Source organism: Streptococcus oralis, from assembly GCF_026782375.1.
Lineage (GTDB): Bacteria > Bacillota > Bacilli > Lactobacillales > Streptococcaceae > Streptococcus > Streptococcus oralis_CL.
Genome location: NZ_JAKUWJ010000003.1, coordinates 171,058 through 195,744 on the forward strand (window position 1 = coordinate 171,058; position 24,687 = coordinate 195,744).

The window sequence follows — 24,687 nt, forward strand, 5'->3', positions numbered from 1 at the left end:
GATTTTTTTATTTGCGTTTTCGTGTAGAACGACGTTCTGTCAAACCATGAGGTAGGAGAACTTCGCGCTCTTCCAATTCTTCCTTATGCATAATCTTAGTCAACATACGCATGCTGATAGCCCCCAAATCATAAAGCGGTTGGGCAACTGTCGTCAAGTTTGGACGGGTGTATCGTGCAATTTGAGAGTCATCCGTCGTAATGATTTCAAACTCTTCTGGCACTGAAACACCATGATCTGATAAACCATTTAGCACACCTGCTGCCAATTCGTCACCGGTCACAACTGCAGCTGTGGCTTGTGATGAAACCAACCGTTCTGCCAAGGCATAACCATCGTTATAGCTATATTTTGATTCAAAGACTAAGCCCTCGCTATAAGGGACTCCTGCTTTTTTCAAAGCTTCCTTATAACCAATCAAACGAACCTTGCCATTGATATCATCAACAAGTGGGCCACTCACAAAGGCAATTTTCTCATTTTCTTTAAGAAGATAGCTCACTGCGTCAATCGTGGCTTGTTTGTAGTCAATATTCACACTTGGAAGTTGGTGTTCTACATCCACCGTACCTGCAAGAACAACCGGCGTTCGTGAACGAGAAAATTCTGAACGAATCTTTTCAGTCAAGTGATAGCCCATAAAAATAATCCCATCGACTTGTTTTGAAAAGAGCGTGTTAACCACTGAAACTTCCTTTTCATCATCCTCATCACTATTTGCTAGGACAATGTTATACTTGTACATTTCAGCAATGTCATCAATCCCCTTAGCAAGTGTTGAGAAATAACCATTGGTAATGTTAGGAATCACAACTCCGACTGTCGTTGTTTTCTTACTAGCCAAACCACGAGCGACCGCATTTGGACGATAGTCCAAGCGTTCAATCACTTCGAGGACTTTTTTTCGAGTGTTCTCTTTAACATTCTTGTTGCCATTAACGACACGGCTAACTGTTGCCATTGAAACTCCTGCTTCACGGGCAACGTCATAAATCGTTACTGTATCATCTGTGTTCATTCCGTTTCCTTTCTATATTGAAAATTTCGCTTTCACGCATCTGCTTACTCCATTTTATCACTTATTGTAAACACTTTCAAGTATTTTTTAGAGAAACTTTGAAAAAATTTCACAGTCTATTCTCATTTTGAAAAAACAAGCAGGATTCCTTGATTTTTCAGCTTTTTTACTGTATGATAAGAAAAATAAAAGGAGGAAGGAAACATGGCTTTTACAAATAAACAGAGACGTTCCGCCAGTTTTGGTGTTGTGACCAGTCTACCCGACGATGTTATTGACTCTTTATGGTTCATTATCGATCATTTTTTGAAAAATGTCTTTGAATTAGAAGAAGAACTCGAATTTCAGATTCTCAACAACGAGGGGACCATTACCTTCCATTTCTCTAGTCAAAACCTTCCGACTAGCATCGATTTTGATTTCAATCATCCTTTCGATCCCCTTTACCCTCCTAGGGTCCTTGTTTTAGACACGGACGGTAAAGAAACCATTCTCCTTCCAGAAGAAAATGACCTATTTTAAAAACTCTAGCTTCTCGGCGTAAACTGCTGAGGAACTAGAGTTTTCTTTTTTTAATAAATGGAGCGACTAACAACTAGACCATTGGGTTTTGTGTACTCTAAATCAAGGTAATCCTGGTAAGTCCCCGGTACAATGAAACCTTGGGGACTTAATATATCCGTCCCAGCTTTTCCCACGATTGAGTCTGCCAGCAAGACACAATTGGTACTGAGAACAAAGTAGGTCTTAAACTCGGATGAGCTAAATTTATAGAGGGTCGCATCCGCTTCTTGCTTCAGTTGGTAGGAGTAGGTATGCTTGACCTCACCTTCTCTTCTTTTCATCAACTGAGAGCTCGGCTCCCAAGGAATTAACAAATCTTCTATTTCTTCTAAACGAGCTTGGATAGCATCTTTCTGTTGTTCTGTCAAACTTAGACCATAAGCAAACAAGGTCTTCTGACTTTCCCTCTTACAGAGCTCGATGTATTTTTCCCGATTGGCCTTAAACAAGACACCGTCTCCAACCATGCCGAATAAACGCTCCGAGTGAGGATCATAAGAGCCATAGGAAATAACCTTCCCTTGGTAACAAATATCCACATGTCCCATAGCGAGGAAGAAAGAGGTTTCTGAGGTATGAATAAAAATTTCTAGATCAACTACCTGATCATTTTTTCTTTCTGAATGAACTTCCCATTCTTGGCTTTCATGATTTGACAGCCACTCATTTAGTTTTCGCAAGGTGCTGATAGGGATCAAAGCCGTCACAAAGATCGGCAGAGTCATTCGCATACGTCGTTTCAGCTTGGGATTGTTTTCTATCTTTTCAAAAAAGAAACCATCCCGAAGACTACTGGCCCCTAGCATGAGCAAGTAAAATCCAAGTAAGAGCAATTCAAAATTCGCCGCATCGTGAAAAGGAGAAATGCTATAAAGACCAAATCCTATCATCCATACAGCATCGAAGAAATGATGAAGCCGAGGATGAATGGCATTTTTTCGATAGAGAAACCAAGTCACAAGACTAATGACGCCCGTAAACAGCTGGTAACTCGCAATGATAAACACCAGGAGGTAGAGGGTCAGGTCTTGTAAAATGATAGAATCAAATAAGAGAGCAGCAACCACCAGCTTGGCCAAGGTTACAAAGATGTTTTCCCTACGCTGTTTATCCTGAAACCAACGAGTCAACAAGTGCCAAACTGCTGACAAGGAAAAGTAAGTCATCAGCAACTGATACCCCATTCGCGGAATAACTTGTCCAAAACGAATCAGGAGAAGCCCTAAAACAATAGCAAGTAGTCCCTCCCCGATACTCTTCCACTTGCTATAAGTCTCAGAAAGCTTAGGCATCTCCTTGCTCCAACTGGTCAACCAAGCAACGAATCGGTTGTTTTAAGTTTGGATGGATAAAATGGGGAGCTATTTCTTGCAGAGACTCAAGGACAAAGAGGCGTTCTGCTACATAAGGGTGAGGCAAGATGAGGTCGTCTGTATAAATGACCTGGTCCTCCACAAAGAGCAAGTCCAAATCAATCAAACGTGGTCCCCAATGCACTTCTCGAACCCGTCCCATCTCTGCCTCAATGCTTAACAAGTTCTCTAACAAGACTGGTGCTGGTAGCCAGGTTTCTACTTCAATCACCTGATTGGCAAAAGTATCTTGCTCCACACCGCCCCAAGGCTCCGTCGTCAAAACACTGGATTCTTTGAGAATATGGATGCCGCGAGTTCGCAGTTTGTCGATAGCTTGTTCCAAGTTGGCTTGCTTATCGCCCATATTGCTTCCTAGGGCGATAAAGGCACGTTGCTTGCGACGGTGGATGGTTACCGAGCAGGTATCAAGGGGCAAGTGGACTGGCGCCCAAGGTTTTTTGAGTTCCAGTTCAATTTCTTGGACAAGAGGATAGGTCTCAAAGGTACGCTCTACTAGTTTGTAGGCTACCGTTTCAATCAAATCCTCAGTGCTTTCCTGAAACCAAGTCTTCCACTGTTGGCAAAGTTCTCCATAGTGGACAGAAGAAGCCAAATCTAACTCAGTCGCCGCCTTGGTCATATCATAGGATAAGCGTGCGGAAATAACAAACTTTTGCCCCAATTCCTTCTCACTTGGAAAGAGTCCGTGATAAGCAAATATTTCCAAATCTTTAATCTTTAGCTGATCCATAACTAGTCCTTTCTATAAAAATTCGCTTATAGCGGATTCTTTTTATACTCAATGAAAATCAAAGTGCAAACTAGGAAGCTAGCCGCAGGCTGCTCAAAACACTGTTTTGAGGTTGCAGATGGAAGCTGACGTGGTTTGAATTTGATTTTCGAAGAGTATTATAGTCCCATTAAACGATAAGCCTGATCTCTTAGGTCCTTATCCGTCTCAAATAGGCCACGGGCTACAGTGGTCAAGGTTGCAGTGCCTGGTTTTCTGACACCACGCATGCTCATACACATATGCTCTGCTTCAATGACAACAAAGGCTCCCTTAGCCCCTAGATAGTCCATCAAGGCATCAGCCACTTCGATATTCAAACGTTCTTGAATCTGTGGTTTTTTAGAATAGACTTCAACCGTACGGGCTAGCTTGGACAAGCCTGCCACACGACCATCTGGAATGTAGGCAATGTGCGCTCTCCCATAAAAGGGCAAGAAGTGGTGTTCACACATGGTGTGGAAAAAGATATCCTTCTCCACCACCATATTATCGTCGATAATCTCAAAGGATTTTGACAAATGTTCCTCCGCAGTCTGACCAAGACCTGAAAAAATCTCTTGGTACATGCGGGCTACGCGAGCAGGTGTCTCCTGCAAGCCCTCGCGGTTAGCATCCTCTCCTACAGCCTCGATAATCATTTTTACAGCTGCTTCAATTTTTTGTGTATCCATTCTCTAGTTATTCCTCTCCATTAGGTAGGCTCTCACTTGGCTCAAGAAATACAAGGAACCCGTGACAATCCTAACTGTTTGTTTCTCTTCATTTTTACCTGTCAATTTCTGCTCTAGAAAATCCTGCCAACTTTGGTAGTTGAGATTTCGAGAAGCTGCAACTTCTTGCATCACTTTCTCATCCGTCGCCCGACTATCATCAAAATAAGTCAGAGTCAGTTGACTATCCGGCACCGTCTCTAGCAAATCCAACATATCCTCCAAAGCCTTGGTTTTGATACAAGTAAAGAGGATTTCCTTATGATAATCCGCAAAGCGTTCTTGTAAAGTAGTTAACAAAGCCTTGATAGCATGGGGATTATGAGCCCCATCCAAAATCATCATAGGGTCGCCAGACAGAACCTCCAACCGCCCTGGCCATCTGGTTTCCTCCAAGGCTTGAGCAAGCAAGTCATTGCTAGCTAATTCTTGCCCAATCTCTTGGCAATAAATGTCTAGAAGAGCAAGTGCCATCCCTGCATTCTCGATCTGATGCAAACCAAGTAGACCTGTTTGAAAGCGACCTTGTCTGACAGGACTTGTATAGTCAAAGGCCTCGCCTGTCACCACACTTTCTTGATGACCAACCTGATAATCTGTTCCATAGGCAATTCTCAGCGCATCTTTCCCTTCCGCAATGCGGTCAATAACAGCCAAGGCTTCTGGAGCAATGCGACCTGTCACCAAAGGAATGCCTTGTTTGATAATACCAGCTTTCTGTTCTGCTATGGCCTCTACAGTATCACCAAGCAGGGCTACATGGTCCAAGCCAATAGTCGTAATTCCTGTCAGAATGGGCTGACAGACATTGGTGCTATCCAGAAGTCCACCCATGCCGACTTCCATGATGGCCACATCAACTTTTTCAGCGGCAAAATAATCATAGGCTAGGGCAGTGATAATCTCAAACTCGGTCGTTCCTTGTAAAACAGCGCTCTTCTCCCCCTCAAGCAAAGACTCATAGTCTGCCATCAGGGCTTCTAGTCTAGCTTCTGGGATGGATTCCCCGTTGATGCTAATCTGGTCTGTGTAATGAATGAGATAGGGCGAACTGAACACACCTACTCTCAGACCTAGCTTTACGAGCATATTTTTCAAAAAAGCAATGGTCGAGCCCTTGCCATTGGTCCCTCCAATATGGATGACCTTGAGTTTGAGATGGGGATTGCCTCTCAGTGCCAAGAGTTCCACCATTCTCTCCAAACCAAAATTTGGTTGGTCTGTTCGATAGTGGGCGATCCACTGATTGTTTTCAATTTCGTTCATCTTATTTGTATTGTTTTAAATCTAAATTTTCTGCATCATCTGCCAAACGAATAGCTGACGCAATTTCAACTGCCATCCTGTGACTGGCTACATCATGCACGCGCACTACTTCTACACCCTGTCTCGCAGCGATACTAGTCACATGAGCCGAAGCGGTGTCCCGATTTCGGAAACCGACTTCTGTCTCAGGATTGACTTCGAAGCCATTCTCCTCAAGGATATTGATAACAAACCGCTTGCGCGAAACACCAAGAAAGATTGGATAGCCCTGCTGATGCAATTTATCAAGGTCCCGTAGAAGAAGTAGATTTTCCTTCTTGGTGAGACCAAAACCAATCCCCGGATCCAACATGATCTTATCTTTTGCAATCCCAGCTTGAACCGCTCTCGCCAAAGCTCGTTCAAAGAAAGCCTTCAACAAATCTTCGATTGACATTTTTTCAAAGTCAGCTAACTCTTTCTCTGTAAATGCTTGCCCAAAACCAAAACGAGGAAATATGAGCGAACTAGGGTGTTGAGGTCGAGCCATGACTGGATTAAACATGATGACCACTTGCGCTCCCGCTTTGGCAACCACCTGAGCCATTTTCTCATCTCCCATGAGTCCAGTGATATCATTGACAAGATTGGCACCAGCTTCCAAAGCAGCCTCTGCCACCTGACTCTTCCATGTATCGATGGAAATGAGGACATCACTTTCCTTGCGAATAGCTTTGATAACTGGAACAACACGTTGGATCTCTTCTTCTATCTCAACATAGCTACTTCCAGGACGAGTCGATTCTCCTCCGATATCTAGCATACTCGCCCCTTCATCTATCAATTTACGGGCTTGCTGAAGCGCCTGGTCAACAGCAAAAAACTGACCACCATCCGAAAAGGAATCTGGGGTTACATTGATAATTCCGCAAATGGCTGTTTTTGCCTGACTAGCTTTATTGGACATAGGGTCACTCCTCAAGTTTTTTCACCACATTATTTCTCTATTTTACCATAAAAAGAAAAAGATGGATACGCAAGCATTCATCTTTTCCAAGCGGCCAATGGTTTAGAATGATAGACCTAGATTTCTACTAATCAACACCAATATAGCTATCAAACAAAAGGCTACACCATTTAGAATCATATGAAGCAGGATGGACATCTCTAAACGTTCTGTCTTATAGGCTGTCCAAGTTAGAACTGTTGACATCCCTCCATAAATAAGTACAGAAGGTAGATTGGTTGGAGTATGGAGTAAGGCAAAGACAATTGCCCCAACAACAAAGCCAAGTTTTTCCTTACCTCGGAAGATTTTTTTAGGAATAATCCCACGACACAAAATTTCCTCACAAATCGGCGCAATCAAGACTAGCATGAAAAAAGTGGCAATCAAGGAACTATTTTCGACCAGACTGTTAATAGTTGATTGATTGCTCGTTGTCGTCTCATTCGTCATGCGAAGCAAAGCTGCACCAAACAAATTGTTAGCAAAAATCACTAGGTAACTCAACACCAAGCGAGCCAAGTCTTTGGCCTTAAAAAAGGACAGATTAAAAGTGGCAAGTTGTGTTTTTCGAGCACCCAAAATAAAGACAGTCAAAATAACAATGGATAGAGCACCGACTAAGAGCCCTGATTGTAAAAGTGGAAATTGATTAGAAGCTAACCAAAAAGATAGCCCTAAAGGAACTTGCGCTAGAATTAAAGCCACTAAAAGAATGAGGACCCACATTCCTCTGTTCAAAATCTCTTGCCAAATTGTCTTTTCTTTCATCTTGTACCTCCTTATAATAAAAAGGGGAAATTCCCCTTTTTCTATTATACCATTTATAATGCCATACTGATATAGTTAAGGATAAACAAGGCATCCAAAATCCAAATCATCACGTGCACATCCTTGGCTTGACCTTTGACAAGTTTTGTCAAGGTGTATGTCAAGAAACCAACAGCAATCCCTTGAGTAATTGAGTAGCTGAATCCCATAAAGATAGAAGTAAAGAAGGCAGGAACAGCTTCAGCCATATCATCCCAAGGAATATTTTTAAGATTAGACAGCATCATAATTCCGACGATAATCAAAATTGGTGCTGTTGCTGCTGAAGGAACAATAGCAAGAAGTGGGCTAAAGAAGCTAGATAGGGCGAAACAGATAGCAACTACTAGAGCTGTCAAACCTGTACGTCCACCAGCACCAATACCTGCTGCTGACTCAATATAAGTTGTTACGTTTGAAGTACCTGCAATGGCACCTACCGAAGTTGCTACCAAATCAGAGTATAGAGCCTTGTCCAACTTAGCGGACTCATGGTTTTCTCCACTTGTCGCAACGATACCAACTTTTTCACCAGTACCGATAAGAGTACCAATTGTGTCAAAAATATCCGTCAGTGAGAAAGCAAGAATAGCCATCAAGGTTTCTGGTAAACGCGAAGTGTTTGAAATCAAAGATCCTAAACCTTCTGAACCAAGAGCAGCACCAAACAAAGTTCCTAAATCATTAATCGCTGATGAAAGATTGTTGCTAGCAAAGTCAATCCCTGACAAATTCACAACACCAACAGCAATAGCAAGGACAGTCGTTGTTAAAATAGAAAGAATGATTCCACCTTTGATGCCTTTAACAACAAAGAAGATGGTAATAGCCAGACCTGCAAGAGCCACCAATACTGCTGGAGTATTGAAGTCTACTAAGCCTGGAACGGCTGCTGAATTTGCTGTAAGTGCAGCTTGAGCCTTGTCTGCTCCTTCGCCTGCTACCGTATAAGTACCTGGATCGATTGAGAATTTCAAGAGACCGGCATTCTTAATCCCAACATAGGCAAGGAAAACACCAATACCAGCCGAAATAGCTGAACGAAGTGTTGTAGGAATAGATTCGATGATCATTTTACGAACATTTGTCAAGGTAATAATCAGTGAAATAATTCCACAGATGAAGACCATACCAAGAGCTTCTTTCCAAGTATAGCCCATTCCAAATACAACTGTAAAGGTGAAGAAGGCATTTAGTCCCATACCTGGTGCTTGTGCGTACGGCAAATTAGCATAGAAAGCCATCATCAAAGTACCGACTACAGAACCGATAATCGTTGCCAAGAACACACCTTGAACAGGCATACCCGTTTGGGAAAGCATTTGAGGGTTTACAAAGAGAATATAACTCATTGCAAAGAATGTTGTTAAACCAGCAAGCACCTCTGTACGGACATCTGTCCCGTGCTCTTTTAGTTTAAATAGTTTGTCCATCTTTAATCTCCTTTTGTTTTTTTACGAACAATATGAGTATTATATCATTTATCATTCACCTTTTCAATATGTTTGTTTGAATTATTTAACAAAATGGAATTTTCATTTTTTGTTTTGAGTCTGTTTTTCTTCTTTCTTTTTGATATAATAGTAGACATCTTATCTGGAATCTACTAGGAAGGTTTATATGACTAAAAAAATTATTGCAGTCGATTTGGACGGAACCTTGCTCAATGGTGAAAGCAAGCTCTCCGATTTTACCAAAAAGACAATCAAAAAAATTACTGAAAAGGGGCACCATGTTGTCATCACGACAGGCCGTCCTTACCGCATGGCGAAGAACTTCTACCGTGAACTAGAGTTGCATACTCCCATGATTAACTTTAATGGTTCCCTCACTCATCTACCCGGACAGACTTGGGCGCATGAAAAGTGCTTGACCTTGGACAAAAAATACCTCTTGGACATGGTCCAACGCAAAGAGGATATCCAAGCTGACTTTATTGCTGGAGAATACCGTAAGAAATTCTACATTACAGCTCCTAATGAAGAAATCGCAGATCCAAAATTATTTGGTGTGGAAAATTTCCAACCCGAAAATCAATTCAAGCCTGAACTGGTGACCAAGGACCCCAACTGCATCCTCTTGCAAACGAGAGCCGAGGACAAATACGCTCTAGCAGACGAGATGAATCGTTTTTATCAACACCAACTATCCATCAATACTTGGGGAGGCCCCCTCAACATCCTCGAGTGTACTCCCAAAGGGGTAAACAAGGCTTTTGCCCTCGAATATTTGCTCAATGTGATGAATCGTGACAAAAAAGACTTAATTGCCTTCGGTGATGAGCAAAACGATAGAGAAATGCTGGCTTTCGCAGGCAAGGGATATGCCATGAAAAATGCCAATCCGGACTTGCTTCCCTATGCAGATGAGCAACTCCCACTAACCAATGAAGAAGATGGTGTTGCCCACGCCTTACAAGATTTATTCCTATAAAAAAATACAGGCTAGCTAATTCTAGCCTGTATTTTATACTTTGTGTTTTCAAACTATTTTCAAAAAATCAACTTGTTTTCATATTCTATATATTAACTTTCTGACCATATATTTTCGAAAACATCCATATATTAACATTTTGTAACTGTGCATCCTTCTGAATTTTTTATATTTTTATAACAAATGGTTGCTTTTTTTATGAAAACGGTTTATACTTAATTAGGCTTAAAGTTTTCTTAAACAAACAGTCAAACATTTTAAAGGAGGAATGACAATAATGAGTATCGGAATCATTATTGCGAGCCACGGCGAATTTGCTGCGGGTATTCATCAGTCCGGATCCATGATTTTTGGTGAACAAGAGAAGGTGCAAGTTGTAACCTTTATGCCAAATGAAGGTCCAGATGATTTATACGCTAAGATCAATAACGCTGTGGCGGCATTTGACGCAGAAGATGAGGTTCTAGTATTGGCTGACCTTTGGAGTGGATCTCCATTCAACCAAGCTAGCCGCGTGATGGGAGAAAACCCAGATCGTAAGTTTGCCATCATCACAGGACTGAACTTACCGATGTTGATCCAAGCCTACACAGAGCGCCTTATGGACGCTAATGCAGGTGTGGAAAAAGTCGCTGCGAATATCATTAAAGAAGCCAAAGATGGCATCAAAGCTCTCCCAGAAGAGCTCAACCCAGTTGAGGAAGTTGCAAGTGCTGCAACTGCTCCAGTTGCCCAAGCAGCTATCCCAGAAGGAACTGTTATCGGTGACGGTAAACTGAAAATCAACCTTGCTCGTCTAGACACTCGTCTACTTCACGGTCAGGTTGCGACTGCTTGGACTCCAGATTCAAAAGCAAACCGTATCATCGTTGCTTCAGACAACGTTGCTAACGACGACTTGCGTAAAGAATTGATCAAACAAGCAGCTCCAAACGGAGTAAAAGCCAACGTTGTCCCAATTCAAAAATTGATCGACGTTGCAAAAGACCCACGTTTCGGCGAAACTCATGCCCTTATCTTGTTTGAAACTCCACAAGATGCACTTCGTGCTATCGAAGGTGGCGTGCCAATCAAGACCCTTAACGTTGGTTCTATGGCTCACTCAACAGGTAAAACAATGATTAACAACGTTTTGTCTATGGACAAAGAAGACGTTGCAACCTTTGAAAAAATGCGTGACCTCGGTGTTGAATTTGACGTACGTAAAGTACCAAACGACACGAAAAAAGATTTGTTTGACTTGATTAAGAAAGCAAACGTTCAATAATTAGAATCTTCTTCTCTCAAACTCTTGGAAGAAAGATTTTACACTTTATATAATTAAATAGAAAAGGAATAAAACCATGTCAGATATTTCAATCATTTCTGCTATCTTGGTTGTAGTTGTTGCCTTCCTTGCAGGTCTTGAAGGTATCCTCGACCAATTCCAATTCCATCAACCAATCGTCGCATGTACCCTTATCGGACTTGCAACTGGTAACCTCGAAGCAGGTGTTATGCTTGGTGGATCTCTTCAAATGATCGCCCTTGGTTGGGCAAACATCGGAGCTGCCGTAGCTCCTGACGCTGCTCTTGCATCTGTTGCCGCAGCGATTATCTTGATCAAAGGTGGTAACTTTACTACTGAAGGTATCGCCGTCGCAACAGCCACAGCTATCCCTCTTGCCGTAGCTGGACTTTTCTTGACTATGATTGTTCGTACAATCTCAGTTGGTTTGGTTCACACTGCAGATGCTGCCGCTAAAGAAGGAAATATTGCAGCTGTTGAACGTGCTCACTTTATCGCACTTCTTCTTCAAGGTCTTCGTATTGCAATCCCTGCAGCCTTCCTTATCGCTATCCCAGCTTCTGCCGTTCAAGATGCTCTTAAATTGATGCCAGAATGGTTGAATGGTGGTATGGCTGTCGGTGGTGCTATGGTCGTTGCCGTTGGTTACGCTATGGTTATCAACATGATGGCAACTCGTGAAGTATGGCCATTCTTCGCAATCGGTTTTGCTCTTGCAGCAATCTCTCAATTGACTTTGATTGCCCTTGGTGTCATCGGTGTTGCCCTTGCCTTCATCTACCTTAACCTTACAAAACAAGGTGGAAACGGTGGCGGCGGAGCTGCAACTTCTAACGACCCAATCGGTGATATCCTAGAAGACTACTAGAAAGGGGAACAATCATGGCTGAAAAAATTCAATTATCAAAATCAGATCGTCAAAAAGTTTGGTGGCGTTCACAATTCCTTCAAGGTTCTTGGAACTACGAACGTATGCAAAACTTGGGTTGGGCTTACTCATTGATCCCAGCTATCAAAAAATTGTACACTAAAAAAGAAGACCAAGCGGCTGCTCTTGAGCGCCACCTTGAATTCTTCAACACTCACCCATACGTCGCTGCTCCAATCATGGGGGTTACTCTTGCACTTGAAGAAGAGCGCGCTAACGGTGTTGAAATCGACGACGCGGCTATCCAAGGGGTTAAAATCGGTATGATGGGACCTCTTGCTGGTATCGGTGACCCAGTATTCTGGTTTACAGTTCGTCCTATCCTTGGAGCTCTTGGTGCATCACTTGCTGCATCTGGTAACCTTGTTGGTCCACTTCTCTTCTTCTTCGGATGGAATGCTATCCGTATGGCCTTCCTATGGTACACACAAGAGTTCGGTTACAAAGCTGGATCTGAGATCACTAAAGACATGTCTGGTGGTATCTTGAAAGACATCACTAAAGGTGCTTCTATCCTTGGTATGTTCATCCTTGCCGTTCTTGTACAACGTTGGGTATCCATCAACTTCACTATCAACCTTCCAGGCAAACAATTGTCAGAAGGTGCCTACATCAACTTCCCAGAAGGTCCTGTTACAGGAGCTGAGTTGAAGGGCATTCTTGGTCAAGCGCTTAGTGGTATGAGCCTAGATAGAGTTCAACCACAAACGCTTCAAGGTCAGTTGGACTCATTGATTCCAGGATTGATGGGACTTCTCCTTACTTTCCTTTGCATGTGGTTGCTTAAGAAAAAAGTATCTCCAATCACAATCATCCTTGCCCTCTTTGCAGTTGGTATCGCAGCTCGTTTCTTCGGTATCATGTAATCTCGGTGAGAATATATAAACAAAAAAGAATCAGGATTAAACCTGATTCTTTTTATGTATCAACTTTTTCTCCTAGTAAGATAATGAAAGCACCCAATCACCACTGCTAGTATGGCAACATAGAGTAGCTGTTTGGCTTCTAAAGGCACAAAAGCTCCCTGTAGGATAAAAGTATTGGCAAGTACACCAACAAGGGCTGCAAGGCTCAAAAACGTGAGCAAAAGCATCTTGTATCGATTAAAAGGCAAGCTGACCTTGGCAACTAGACACAGACCATTGATCAGGGCAAGGAGGAAGCAAATAAATTTGACCTGACCTGGGACAGTGATAAAGAAATTGGTCAAAAGAACACTAGCAACCAGAACGCCACCACCAATCGCCGCGTTGGTTAGGATATCTCTCATAAAGTGAGTGCTAACCTTTTCTTTATTGGACTCAAAAGTCAGGAAGAAGGATGGAATCCCAATCGTAATGGCTGAAATGATTGTAAACTGAATGGGGATAAAGGCAAATTCCAAACCAAATACCACACTCAAAATGGCAAAAACGATGGAGAAGAAGGTCTTTGTTAGAAAAAGAGAGGCTACCTTTTGGATGTTGTTAATGACCCGGCGTCCTTCCATCAAGATATCATAAAATACTGCAAAGTCATCTGTGAGAAAAACAATATTGGAGACGCTTTTTGCTGCACTGGTGGCTCCATTCATAGCAAAACTAATATCTGCTTTTTTGAGAGCCAGAACATCATTGACACCATCACCACTCATGGCGACTGTTTTCCCAGCATTCTGCAAAACGGTCACCATCTTTTCTTTCTGCTCTGGTGTCACGCGACCAAAGATATCATGCTCCAAAACCACTCTTTCAAAGTTCTCATCACTCACCTTGGTCATATCAATCGCACGGGCTTCTTCTTTAAAACCTGCCTTACGAGCAACCCCATATACAGCCACATGATTATCTCCACTGATAATCTTTACTTCCACTCCCTGAGACTCGAAATAGTCAAAGGTTTCCTTGGTATTATCCTTAATCTCATCTGACAGAACGACGTTACCTAGTAATTCCATATTGGCTGGGGTAGTAATCTGGTCCTTGCTATGAGCGAGTGTCAAGATTCGAAAACCTTGCTGTTTTAGATGTTCATAGTAAGGATCCATCGGCTGGGTAAAGCCTAGAAATTCATAAGCACCGAAGAAATAGGTCCCACCCTCTTTTACTTGGACAAAGGAATACTTGTTTTTACTTGAAAAGGCACCAACTTCTTGAACTTCCCATTTTTTCTCACACGTTAAGTAAGTCTTCAGAGCCCGCGACGTCGCATTTTCATCCTCGAAATAAGCCAGATAAGAAGACAGTTTCTCTGCTAGCTTATCATCTATCTCTTGGACCTTCATATTACCAGTCGTGATGGTTCCAGTCTTATCAAAACAAAGAACATCTACACGCGCCAAGGTCTCCACACAGTATAGTTCCTGCACCAGAACCTTCTTTTTAGCCAGCTTCATGGCCGCTACTGCTAGGGAAACGCTAACCAGGAGAATCAATCCCTCTGGAATCATGCCGACCAGAGCACCAGAACTTCCCAAGACAATTTCAATATAAGTCCGTCCTAGACTAAAACCTCTGATATAGAGCAGAATGGCAACTGGGACCAGCAAGATAGAGACGATTTTTAAAATCTTATCCATATAATCGCGCAGTTGAGAAGGGTATTTTTTGAATTCCTTGCTGGATTTTGCAAGTTTGTTGATATAACTATCGGGACCCACAGCTGTAGCCGTGACCAGACAAGTACCGCTGACAACATTGCTTCCGCTCATCAGCTTGTCACCAACTGTTTTAAAGACCGAATCACTCTCACCCGTCAGCAAGGACTCATCAACTTCAATATTCCCTTCAAGCACTTCTGCATCTACAGGTACCTGATCTCCCAGATTGAGATGCAGATACTCGCCCAGTACGATGTCTTCTGGAGCAATCTCAATCGTTTGACCATCTCGGTTGACCCTATACTTACTTTTACCAAGTAAACTTAGCTTTTCCAAAGCATTTTTTGAACGCACTTCTTGGAAAATACCGATGGCTGTATTGATAGCAATCACACCTAAAAAGAGCATATTCTCAAATCGCAAGGTTGTGGCTACCAGAACTGCCAGAGCCAAGTTCATAGCATTAAAGAAGGTAAAGATATTTGAAAAAATGATTTCCTTGGTCGTTTTATAAGGTTTAATGTCACTGATGTTTCGTTGACGATCCTTGGTGTCTTGGCTGCTTAAATACTTCATTTCTACTCCGATATCCTTTTGTACTACTATAATAACACATATCTTTTTCTCTGTCACTTAAAGACTCAAAATAAGAAGAACTCCCTTGGCAAGCATTATCTATCACCACTTTAAGAAATTGCTTGAAAAAAAGAGGCTAGGATTCCCCTAACCTTTTTCTTTATGCTTTATTCCGCCAAGGCACCCATTGGATCCCATGGTGCGAGCACTATTGGTTCTGCTTCATAAGCAGCTTGTTCTTCTGCTGTCAGCAATTCTTTGCGAACAACGATTTGGTAGGTGTATTCGTCCATCCAAGCGTCTGAGGCAACAAAGTACCCATCTGTACCGACCTTGTCTCCCCAAGAGTTCTCAACCTTCCACTTGATTGATTTACCATTTTCGTCCAAGTCTACACCTGTCAAGACCATGGCGTGGGTCATCAAGCTTTCGCTGTAGTCCAAGCGTCCAGCCTTATCTTGAGTCAGTTGGATATCCATGCTTGATTCAAAGTCATAAACATCTGTCGCAAGGATTCCTGCTTTACGGTTGCTGAGTTGGCCAACATCTGAACCAAACCAAACAGTCTCACCTGTCTGCATTTGAGCAATCGCCAATTCTTTCAAGCGCTCCATTGGAACATTGATGTAGCGAACTGCACGGCTACCAACCACATTTCCTAACATCTCAACTGTATATGATTTACCGTAAGGTTTGTCAGCAGTTGGAGCATTGATAACAGAAACATAATCTTCTAGAGGTAGATTGACATATTTCTTGTAAAACTCTTGTGGAGTAATCCCCTTTTCACTTTGGTAATTGTTATCCTTATCGCGATAAGCAAAGTCAAATTTACGTGGTGGAAGTCCTAGTGACATGGCAAGGAAGTTAAAGATTTCCTGCAAGAGCTCTTCTTTCTTGCCTTGAACAGTTGCTTGGTCTGCACCAGAGGCGAGCAAGTCACGCAAGATTTGAGCATCTTGGCGAAGCAATTTGTTGAGGATGGCATTTAGCTCACGGCTGTTGCTAGATGAGATAGACTCAGGATAAACAGACTTGGGAACGACACCATATTTCTCAAAGAGGGCAACGACCATATCCCATTGTCCTCCGTCTTGTTGAGGGGTTTGGAGTAGGAAGCTAACCTTGCGACTCGTCAATTCTTGGTCTGCAGTCGCAATGACTTGCTCCAAAAACCAGTTAGATTTCTCATACTTGTCCCAGAAGAAGGTGTGAGCCTGTGACAACTCAAAGTTTTCCAGTTTGTATTGAGAGATGAGTTTGTGACGGAAGGTGTTAAGGGCTGCGAACATCCAGCAACGACCTGATGCTTTCTGGTTAGTCACCTTGTCCTTGGTCAAATCAAGCGAGAAAACAGGTGTATTATCTACATGGCTTTGGCGACGCTCTAGGGCTGCAAAAATTCCGTTGTGACTGGCAGCATTTTCAATAGCTTGGTATTTTACATTTGCTTCATAGTTAGCAAATAATTGATCAGTAAATGATTCTTGAATCGCGTTCATAGATTCCTCCTTTTATTCTACTGTCTATTATAACTCTTTTCACAAAGGAAGCAACTGGAAAATGAAAAAGGCAGGGACATTCTCCCTCACCTTTTCTAACATAATCCAAACTAAGCAATACTAGCAAGGAGATTTTCTAACTCCTCCTTGGTCAAACGACGCCATTCTCCCCGTTTCAGGTTCTCGTCTAAAATCAGTGTCCCCATCGTCAAACGTTGCAAGTCCACGACTTCCTTACCACAGTAGGCTACCATGCGTTTAACCTGATGAAACTTCCCTTCTGCAATGGTCACTCGGACCAGGCTTTGATCCTTTTCCGTATCAATAGACACAAGCTCCAGCTTAGCAGGCTGGCAAGTAAAATCCTTAAGCGGAATGCCCTTGGAAAATGTTTCCACATCTTCTTGGGTCATAATCCCCTTGACTTGAGCCAAGTAAGTTTTATCCACATGACGTTTGGGTGAAAGAAGGGCATGAGCCAGCTGACCATCATTAGTCAAAAGCAAAAGGCCATGGGTATCAATATCCAAGCGCCCCACTGGAAAGACTTCCTTGGCGCGAGCATAGTCATCTAACAAGTCTAAAACAGTTCTATGCTTGGGATCCTCAGTCGCCGAAATGACTCCTTGGGGCTTGTTCATCATGTAGTAAACAAACTCCTCGTACTCTAGCACTTGACCGTCAAAACGAATTTGGTCTCTTTCTTCGTCAATCTGCAGTTTAGCTGATTTTTCTTTCTTGCCATTGACCGTCACGCGTCCAGACTTGAGCAAGTTTTTGACCTCCGTCCGACTTCCCACAGCGCAGGCAACTAAAAATTTATCTAATCTCATAAAACTATTATATCATACTCAAAAGGAGGCTGGCCCAAGTGACCAACCTCCTTTTTTCTAATTTTTCAAAAAACTAACTTCCTCGTCTCCAGAAAATCGCTAAGACAATCATAGCTCCTAAAATAGCTGGGATAATGGCCGTTCCTGCTATAATTGGACCCCAAGTTCCAAAGAGCAGGTGGCCCAGAAAGGCACCAATCCAGCCAAGAAACATTTTCCCAAAGCATCCCATGCTCTCTCCACGATTGGTCAAAGCACCTGCCAAGAATCCCACTAGGAGACCAACAAACATACTTCCAAGCATAACTTCTCCTTAAATTGCCCAGTCTCCATTACGGAAGAGGGGTACGCGTGTTCCATCCTCACGGATACCATCGATATCCATTTGGCTAGAACCAATCATAAAGTCCACGTGAACATCTGAACGGTTCAGTCCTGCTGCTTCAAGCTCTTCTTCGCTCATCTCTGCTCCACCAACAACGCTGGTCGCATAGGCAGCACCGATAGCCAAGTGGTTTGACGCATTTTCATCGAAAAGGGTATTAAAGAAGGTAATGCCTGACTGAGAAATTGGACTTGGATCTGGTACCAGGGCACATTCACCTAAGGCACGCGCGCCCGCATTTTCAAAGACAAGGTCTTTCATGACCTGATCACCCTTCTCAGCAGTGATATCTACGATTTGTCCATCCTTAAAGGTCACTTTAATGCCTTCAATGATGTTTCCATTGTAACTAAGCGGTTTTGTAGAGGTAACATAACCATCTGCACGACGGAAGTCAGGAGCCGTAAAGACTTCTTCTGTCGGCATATTTGGCAAGAATCCTTCTCCCTGTGCATTGGTAGCACCAGCTGATTCCCAAACGTGGTTCTTCGGCAAACCAAGTGTCAAATCGGTCCCTGGAGCTGTGTAGTGAAGGGCTGAGAATTGTTCTTTATTGAGCATTTGAGCCTTGCTCTTGAGGATTGCAGCATGTTCCTCCCAAGCCTTAACAGGATCTTCTTCGTAGACACGGCAAGTTTTGAAGATTTGGTCCCAAAGGAGATCGACTGCTTCTTCATCGCTCGCAGCATTTGGAAAGACTTTCTTAGCCCACTCAAGCCCAGCAGCGGCAGCCACTGTCCAGCTAACCTTGTTGGACTGAGTTGCGATACGCATTGGCTTCATAGCAAGTCCCATAGCTTTGGCAGAAGCTGAAAGTTTGTCAGCATCCACTCCGTTCAAGGCACCTGGATCAGATGAGCGGACACCAAGACGGCTAGCCTTATTCTCCAAGAGATAGTTCATCTCAGCAATCTTGTATTCTGGCACATTGTCCAAACGCTCCATCGGCGCGTGGAGGAATTTCTCACGATTTACAAAGTCATCTGCCCACTGAACGATAACTTCGTGCGCTCCAAGTGCATAGGCTTCTTTAACGATTAAGTGAGCCAACTCACGTTGCTCCACATCAATAGAGAGAGCCAAGGTATGACCAGGTTGCACATTAATTCCATTCGCAACCAACAATTTCGCATATTTTTCTAGATTTTCTTTAAAATTTGGTAAAACCATTTTATTTTTCCTTTTCTTTTGTTATTTCTCTTTAAACAAGGACAACAGACTAACCGCTGCCACAGTGCCGCAAATCAAAGCGGTCATTCTCAAAATCGTATCAGGGTCAAGATCCAGCTGGTAATCAAACACATTTTGCGCTGGCTTATCCTGAGCGGAAATGGTAAGTTTCATAAAAACCTCTTTCTATATTTTAGAAAAACTCATCAAACAAACTCAATTGGTTATCCTCTGGCATATTACCGAGAATTCCCATTTCATCCATCTTTTCAACCAAGGTTGATGAAAGTCCACCACGCTTGCGCAGTTCTGTCTTAGAGAGGAACTCACCCTCTTCACGCGCATGCACCAACTGCTTAGCAACGTTCTCTCCCAGACCATCCATTGCTACAAATGGTGGGATGAGGGTATCCCCATCGATGAGGAATTCAGTCGCATCACTACGATAGAGGTCCAACTTGCCAAACTTAAAGCCACGTTCCCACATCTCATTGACAATCTCAAGAGTCGTGTAGAGATCTATTTCCACATTAGAGGCTTCATTATTCTTCCGTTTTTCAGCGATTTCTGCCATTCTACGCTTGATGGCATCCAAGCCCGCACCCATGGTCTTGATATCAAAGGCCTTGGCGCGGATAGAGAAGTAAGCACAGTAATAATAAATGGGATGGTGAACCTTGAAGTAGGCCACGCGCAAGGCCATCATAACGTAGGCTGCCGCATGGGCTTTAGGGAACATATACTTGATTTTTCCACAAGATTCGATATACCACTCTGGCACCTTATTGGCCTTCATGGCTTCGATATAGCCATTTCGCTCCTCTTCGGAAATCTTCAACCACAAGCCCTTACGTACGCGCTCCATGATGGTAAAGGCCATCTTTGGTTCTAGACCCGCGTGCATGAGGTAAACCATGATGTCGTCCCGACATCCGATAACGGTTGATAGGTCCGCAATTCCTTGCTTGATTAAATCCTGAGCATTTCCCAACCACACATCGGTACCATGGGACAGACCAGACAGCTGCAGCAACTCCGCAAAGGTTGTCGGATGGGTTTCATCGACCATCCCACGTACGAAGTTAGTTCCAAACTCTGGAATTCCCAGCATACCTGTCGCCGTTCCAATTTGTTCAGGAGTCACTCCTAGCACATCAGTCCCTGAAAAGAGAGCCATAACGCCTTCATCATCCATAGGAATTTCATTGGGGTCAATACCAGACAAATCCTGCAATTTCCGAATCATGGTCGGATCATCATGCCCCAGCACATCGAGTTTGAGGACGTTCTCATCGATATCGTGGAAGTTAAAGTGAGTGGTCTGCCATTCAGCCGTCACGTCATCTGCTGGATACTGGACAGGTGTAAAATCGTAGACGTCCATGTAGTTAGGAATAACAACGATTCCCCCCGGGTGTTGTCCTGTTGTCCGCTTGACACCAGCCGCACCTTGAGCGAGGCGTTCCACCTCTGCATCACGATAAAATTTGCCAAAGTCCCGCTCATAACCCTTGACAAAGCCATATGCAGTCTTAGCAGCAACTGTACCAACCGTTCCTGCACGGAAGGCATACTCTGAACCAAAGATATCACGCACATCCAAGTGAGCGCTAGGTTGGTCTTCTCCCGAGAAGTTCAAGTCAATATCGGGAACCTTGTCCCCATCAAAACCAAGGAAGGTTTCAAAAGGAATATCCTGCCCATTTTTGCTGAGTTTGTGACCGCAGTTTGGACAGTCCTTATTGGGCATATCAAAACCTGAACCGTAAGAACCATCGGTGATAAACTCACTGTACTGACACTGACCACAGACATAGTGTGGAGAGAGAGGATTGACCTCTGTAATCCCAATCATGGTCGCAACGAAACTAGAGCCAACAGACCCACGAGAACCAACCAAGTAGCCCCGTTCATTGGAACGTTGCACTAGCATCTGCGAAGCCAGATAAATCACAGCAAATCCATTCCCCAGAATAGAAGTTAATTCTTTTTCAATCCGCAAATCAACAATATCTGGTAGCGGATTTCCATAAATCTCAAAAGCTTTCTTATAGGTCAGCTCAGCAACCGTTTCTTCCGCCTTGTCAATGAAAGGCGTGTACAAGTCACCCTTAACAACCTCAACAGGCTCAAATATTTCTGCCAAGGCATTGGGATTTTCAATAACCAATTTGCGAGCTAGTTCCTCTCCCAAGAAGGCAAATTCATCCAACATCTCATTGGTCGTTCGAAAATGAGCCTTAGGTAGCGGAGCCGGTTGGGCATGTTCGCCGTGACCGATGGTTCGGTTAATCATAGCCCCCTGTCCCAAGCTACGGACGATAATTTCACGGTAAATCTCTTCTTCCGGTTCGATATAGTGAACATTACCCGTAGCCAAAACAGGCTTGCCAAGGCGGTCTCCCACTTCTATCAAACTCTTGATAATGGTCTGAAGTTCTTCCACATCCTTGACCTGCTCCTTGGCAATCAATGGAGCATAGATAGCTGGTGGCATGACCTCGATAAAGTCATAATACTTAGCCACCTCAACCGCCGCATCCACACCTTGGGAAACGACCGCATCAAAAACTTCACCTTCTGAACAGGCTGACCCTAAAATCAAACCTTCCCGGTGGGCATCTAGAACTGTTCTCGGAATCCGTGGAACTCCTTCAAAATACTTGGTATTGGACAAAGAAACCAGTTTAAAGATATTCTTCAGCCCCACCTGATTCTTGACATAAATCGTCGCATGCTTGATTCGAGCTTTTTTATAAGAATCTGGACTGATTAGATCAATATTTAACCTAGCCAAATCCGTCACACCATGTTTGTCTGCTACCTCTTTGATAAAGATGAAAAGCAGACGACCAGTAGCTTCTGCGTCGTAGTTGGCCATGTGGTGGTGTTCCAGAGCTACACCAAAACGCTTGGTCAAAGGGCCCAAACCATGACGTTTATACTCAGGGTAGAGATTTCTAGCAAACTCTAGCGTATCGATAACTGGCTGGCTAATCTTAGGCAAACCATGACGCTCATAATTAGCATTCATAAAACCAACGTCAAAGGTTGCATTATGGGCGACTAAGACTGTATCCTCGCAAAATTCTTGGAATTCTTGCAAAACTTGTTCCAGTGGTTTAGCATTTTTGACATGGTCATCTGTAATTCCAGTCAACTCAGTAGTAAAAGCTGACAAGGGATGCCCAGGATTGATAAATTCATCAAATTCGGCAATAATATTGCCCTTGTACATTTTAGATGCCGCAACCTGAATCAGGTCATTATAGATGGCTGAAAGACCTGTCGTTTCCACGTCAAAAACCACATAGGTCGCTTCTGACAAGTCCATCTCCATTTCGTTATAGACGATAGGAACACGGTCTTCAACAATATTGGCTTCCATTCCATAGATCAGCTGGATTCCAGCTTTCTTAGCTGCCTTATAGCCATGTGGGAAGGACTGGACATTGCCATGGTCCGTAATTGCTACCGCCTTATGACCCCATTTTGCAGCTGTCGCAACGATTTCTTCGACCTCAGGCAGAGCATCCATAGTCGACATATTGGTATGGGCGTGAAATTCGACCCGTCGCTCACCTTCTGGCATTAAATCCTTCCGCTCATAGTGAATAACTTCCTGCACATCCTGAACGTTCATGGTCAAATCGCGTGTGAAGTTATTCATCTCCACATTCCCACGAACTCGGAGCCATGAATTCTTCTTAATGATGTCAAACTTCTGAGCCTCTTCTTCATTCTTAACCCATTTTTGCATTGAAAAACTTGACGTGTAGTCCGTCATTTTAAAATTGATCAAAACGCGACCAGTTCTGGTCACTTTATGTTCCACATCAAAAACGACCCCTTCAAAGACCAAACGATTTTCCTCAGTCGTCACATCAATCATCTGAGTCACTTCTGCCTTGTCTAATTTTGGCTTGGCAGCAACTTTTTTAGCCTGAAAATCAAAAGCTGGCTTCTCTTCTACTGGAGGAGCCATTTGTTCCAGTTGCTCCATAGCCCGCAGAGCTTCTTCGTTGGCAGCCTGAACAATCTGTTCATTCTCCACATGAAAGGCTTCCTCCTGCTCTTGTGTAAGGGCATCGTTCTTTTCTATTTGGCATACAAAAGCTGGGAAACCAAACTTTTCAAGTTGTTTCGATAAATTAGGGAGATGATTCTTCTTAAAGTGTTCCTTATCAATCGCCTCGGAACCTTCAATAATGAGCTGATTTCCCTCCGCACGAACTTGCAAATTCTGGTAAAGAGATTTAAATCCTTGGCTGGCACACGGACCTTCAGAAAAAGCCTCCTTGTAGTAGGCCTGTAAGAGTTGATTAGAAAATTCTTGAGACAGAGCCTTGATTTCAAAAACAGCTTGATTCCCTGTCTTAGAAAATTCTTCACTCAACCCCTTCTTTAACTCCAGAAAGATTTCAATAGGCAAAATTTTAGAAAATACAAAATGAAATTCCCAAACCCTACTAATTTTATGAACCACGACACGCTCAATGCTTGCATCAATAAAAGCAGGATCCTGTTTCAGTTGTTCAGAGATTCCTAATTGATTCATTAAAATTTCAAACTTACTTGACATTCATTTCCCTCACATTATTCTCTTACTATTTTACCATAATTAAAGAAAATATATAGTCACTACCATTCCTTAAGTACTGCTAGTTCTCACAAAATTATTCCCATAAAACAAAAAAGAAGATTCTCAGAATCTCCTAAACAAACAAAAAAAGACACCCTAAAGTATCCTCGTAATCAATCGGGAAGACAGGATTCGAACCTGCGACACCTTGGTCCCAAACCAAGTACTCTACCAAGCTGAGCTACTTCCCGAGTTAAATAGAAAAAATGCACCCTAGAGGAGTCGAACCTCTAACCGCCTGATTCGTAGTCAGGTACTCTATCCAGTTGAGCTAAGGGTGCCCATCAATATATGCCGAGGACCGGAATCGAACCGGTACGATCGTTACCAATCGCAGGATTTTAAGTCCTGTGCGTCTGCCAGTTCCGCCACCCCGGCCTCTCTAAGCGAACGACGGGATTCGAACCCGCGACCCCCACCTTGGCAAGGTGGTGTTCTACCACTGAACTACGTTCGCATCGACCTCTTATATAAAAAAATGCCGGCTACATGACTTGAACACGCGACCCTCTGATTACAAATCAGATGCTCTACCAACTGAGCTAAGCCGGCTAATTTCTATTATGCGGGTTAAGGGACTTGAACCCCCACGCCGTTAAGCGCCAGATCCTAAATCTGGTGCGTCTGCCAATTCCGCCAAACCCGCAATGATGACCCGTACTGGGCTCGAACCAGTGACCCATTGATTAAAAGTCAATTGCTCTACCAACTGAGCTAACGAGTCTAAAATAACTTCCGTTATCTTAAACGGTCCCGACGGGAATCGAACCCGCGATCTTCGCCGTGACAGGGCGACGTGATAACCGCTACACTACGGGACCTATGGGAGTTAACGGGATCGAACCGCTGAC

20 protein-coding genes and 8 tRNA genes are annotated in these 24,687 nt (G+C 43.3%); 5 read left to right on the plus strand and 23 right to left on the minus strand.

The window, feature by feature from the left end:
- Window positions 1-7: 7 nt before the first annotated feature.
- Window positions 8-1,018 carry a catabolite control protein A gene (ccpA, locus tag MK409_RS07745; protein WP_268702913.1) on the minus strand — a complete coding sequence of 337 codons (1,011 nt, stop codon included), beginning with the start codon at window positions 1,016-1,018 and terminating at the stop codon, window positions 8-10.
- 204 nt (window positions 1,019-1,222) lie between these two features.
- On the opposite strand from ccpA, the gene MK409_RS07750 reads away from it, so the two are divergent.
- Window positions 1,223-1,540 carry a DUF960 domain-containing protein gene (locus MK409_RS07750; protein ID WP_268705910.1) on the plus strand — a complete coding sequence of 106 codons (318 nt, stop codon included), beginning with the start codon at window positions 1,223-1,225 and terminating at the stop codon, window positions 1,538-1,540.
- Window positions 1,541-1,590: 50 nt separating this feature from the next.
- On the opposite strand, the gene MK409_RS07755 is transcribed toward MK409_RS07750, so the two are convergent.
- The 7 genes from MK409_RS07755 to MK409_RS07785 all read right to left on the minus strand — a co-directional run bounded on the left by MK409_RS07755 (window position 1,591) and on the right by MK409_RS07785 (window position 8,934).
- Entirely contained in the window at window positions 1,591-2,874 is a 1,284-nt protein-coding gene (locus tag MK409_RS07755) for a DUF308 domain-containing protein (protein WP_268705911.1), read from the minus strand.
- Complete coding sequence (gene folK / locus MK409_RS07760; RefSeq protein WP_268705912.1) at window positions 2,867-3,688, minus strand: 2-amino-4-hydroxy-6-hydroxymethyldihydropteridine diphosphokinase; 822 nt, start codon at window positions 3,686-3,688, stop codon at window positions 2,867-2,869. Before folK ends, MK409_RS07755 begins: the two co-directional genes overlap by 8 nt.
- Before the next feature lie 158 nt (window positions 3,689-3,846).
- Window positions 3,847-4,401: a GTP cyclohydrolase I FolE gene (folE, locus tag MK409_RS07765; RefSeq protein ID WP_000380916.1), complete on the minus strand. Its 555-nt coding sequence runs from the start codon at window positions 4,399-4,401 to the stop codon at window positions 3,847-3,849.
- 3 nt (window positions 4,402-4,404) lie between these two features.
- Window positions 4,405-5,706, minus strand: a complete 1,302-nt coding sequence (locus tag MK409_RS07770) for a bifunctional folylpolyglutamate synthase/dihydrofolate synthase (protein ID WP_268705913.1) — start codon at window positions 5,704-5,706, stop codon at window positions 4,405-4,407.
- Window position 5,707: 1 nt separating this feature from the next.
- A complete protein-coding gene (gene folP / locus MK409_RS07775; protein WP_268705914.1) occupies window positions 5,708-6,652 on the minus strand; it encodes a dihydropteroate synthase in 945 nt (314 codons plus the stop codon).
- A 102-nt stretch (window positions 6,653-6,754) separates the two neighbouring features.
- Entirely contained in the window at window positions 6,755-7,462 is a 708-nt protein-coding gene (locus MK409_RS07780) for a CPBP family intramembrane glutamic endopeptidase (RefSeq protein WP_268705915.1), read from the minus strand.
- 53 nt (window positions 7,463-7,515) lie between these two features.
- Window positions 7,516-8,934 carry an NCS2 family permease gene (locus MK409_RS07785; RefSeq protein ID WP_000359244.1) on the minus strand — a complete coding sequence of 473 codons (1,419 nt, stop codon included), beginning with the start codon at window positions 8,932-8,934 and terminating at the stop codon, window positions 7,516-7,518.
- A 187-nt stretch (window positions 8,935-9,121) separates the two neighbouring features.
- Here MK409_RS07785 and MK409_RS07790 point away from each other — a divergent pair, with 187 nt between their 5' ends.
- The 4 genes from MK409_RS07790 to MK409_RS07805 all read left to right on the plus strand — a co-directional run bounded on the left by MK409_RS07790 (window position 9,122) and on the right by MK409_RS07805 (window position 13,016).
- Window positions 9,122-9,934 carry a Cof-type HAD-IIB family hydrolase gene (locus MK409_RS07790; protein ID WP_096405960.1) on the plus strand — a complete coding sequence of 271 codons (813 nt, stop codon included), beginning with the start codon at window positions 9,122-9,124 and terminating at the stop codon, window positions 9,932-9,934.
- A gap of 277 nt (window positions 9,935-10,211) precedes the next feature.
- Window positions 10,212-11,201 (plus strand): PTS sugar transporter subunit IIB, encoded by a 990-nt coding sequence (locus MK409_RS07795; RefSeq protein WP_268705916.1) that lies wholly within the window; start codon window positions 10,212-10,214, stop codon window positions 11,199-11,201.
- A 76-nt stretch (window positions 11,202-11,277) separates the two neighbouring features.
- A complete protein-coding gene (locus tag MK409_RS07800; protein ID WP_049490467.1) occupies window positions 11,278-12,090 on the plus strand; it encodes a PTS mannose/fructose/sorbose transporter subunit IIC in 813 nt (270 codons plus the stop codon).
- Window positions 12,091-12,104: 14 nt separating this feature from the next.
- Window positions 12,105-13,016: a PTS system mannose/fructose/sorbose family transporter subunit IID gene (locus MK409_RS07805; protein WP_000818322.1), complete on the plus strand. Its 912-nt coding sequence runs from the start codon at window positions 12,105-12,107 to the stop codon at window positions 13,014-13,016.
- A 59-nt stretch (window positions 13,017-13,075) separates the two neighbouring features.
- On the opposite strand, the gene MK409_RS07810 is transcribed toward MK409_RS07805, so the two are convergent.
- The 15 genes from MK409_RS07810 to MK409_RS07880 all read right to left on the minus strand — a co-directional run bounded on the left by MK409_RS07810 (window position 13,076) and on the right by MK409_RS07880 (window position 24,657).
- Window positions 13,076-15,304 carry an HAD-IC family P-type ATPase gene (locus MK409_RS07810; RefSeq protein ID WP_268705917.1) on the minus strand — a complete coding sequence of 743 codons (2,229 nt, stop codon included), beginning with the start codon at window positions 15,302-15,304 and terminating at the stop codon, window positions 13,076-13,078.
- 167 nt (window positions 15,305-15,471) lie between these two features.
- A complete protein-coding gene (gene pepC / locus MK409_RS07815) occupies window positions 15,472-16,806 on the minus strand; it encodes an aminopeptidase C (protein WP_268705918.1) in 1,335 nt (444 codons plus the stop codon).
- A 110-nt stretch (window positions 16,807-16,916) separates the two neighbouring features.
- Window positions 16,917-17,639 (minus strand): pseudouridine synthase, encoded by a 723-nt coding sequence (locus MK409_RS07820; protein ID WP_268705919.1) that lies wholly within the window; start codon window positions 17,637-17,639, stop codon window positions 16,917-16,919.
- 73 nt (window positions 17,640-17,712) lie between these two features.
- Window positions 17,713-17,943: a GlsB/YeaQ/YmgE family stress response membrane protein gene (locus MK409_RS07825; RefSeq protein ID WP_000901565.1), complete on the minus strand. Its 231-nt coding sequence runs from the start codon at window positions 17,941-17,943 to the stop codon at window positions 17,713-17,715.
- 9 nt (window positions 17,944-17,952) lie between these two features.
- On the minus strand, window positions 17,953-19,194 hold the full coding sequence (locus MK409_RS07830; RefSeq protein ID WP_268705920.1) for an aminopeptidase: 1,242 nt from the start codon (window positions 19,192-19,194) through the stop codon (window positions 17,953-17,955).
- 21 nt (window positions 19,195-19,215) lie between these two features.
- Window positions 19,216-19,368: a hypothetical protein gene (locus MK409_RS07835; RefSeq protein WP_268705921.1), complete on the minus strand. Its 153-nt coding sequence runs from the start codon at window positions 19,366-19,368 to the stop codon at window positions 19,216-19,218.
- Window positions 19,369-19,387: 19 nt separating this feature from the next.
- Entirely contained in the window at window positions 19,388-23,776 is a 4,389-nt protein-coding gene (locus MK409_RS07840) for a PolC-type DNA polymerase III (RefSeq protein WP_268705922.1), read from the minus strand.
- A 177-nt stretch (window positions 23,777-23,953) separates the two neighbouring features.
- A tRNA-Pro gene (locus MK409_RS07845) sits at window positions 23,954-24,027 on the minus strand.
- A gap of 16 nt (window positions 24,028-24,043) precedes the next feature.
- Window positions 24,044-24,117, minus strand: a tRNA-Arg gene (locus MK409_RS07850).
- 11 nt (window positions 24,118-24,128) lie between these two features.
- Window positions 24,129-24,214 (minus strand) — tRNA-Leu (locus MK409_RS07855).
- A gap of 7 nt (window positions 24,215-24,221) precedes the next feature.
- A tRNA-Gly gene (locus MK409_RS07860) sits at window positions 24,222-24,293 on the minus strand.
- Window positions 24,294-24,315: 22 nt separating this feature from the next.
- Window positions 24,316-24,388, minus strand: a tRNA-Thr gene (locus MK409_RS07865).
- Window positions 24,389-24,400: 12 nt separating this feature from the next.
- A tRNA-Leu gene (locus tag MK409_RS07870) sits at window positions 24,401-24,482 on the minus strand.
- A 5-nt stretch (window positions 24,483-24,487) separates the two neighbouring features.
- Window positions 24,488-24,560: transfer RNA gene (locus MK409_RS07875), tRNA-Lys, on the minus strand.
- 24 nt (window positions 24,561-24,584) lie between these two features.
- A tRNA-Asp gene (locus MK409_RS07880) sits at window positions 24,585-24,657 on the minus strand.
- Window positions 24,658-24,687 lie beyond the last annotated feature (30 nt).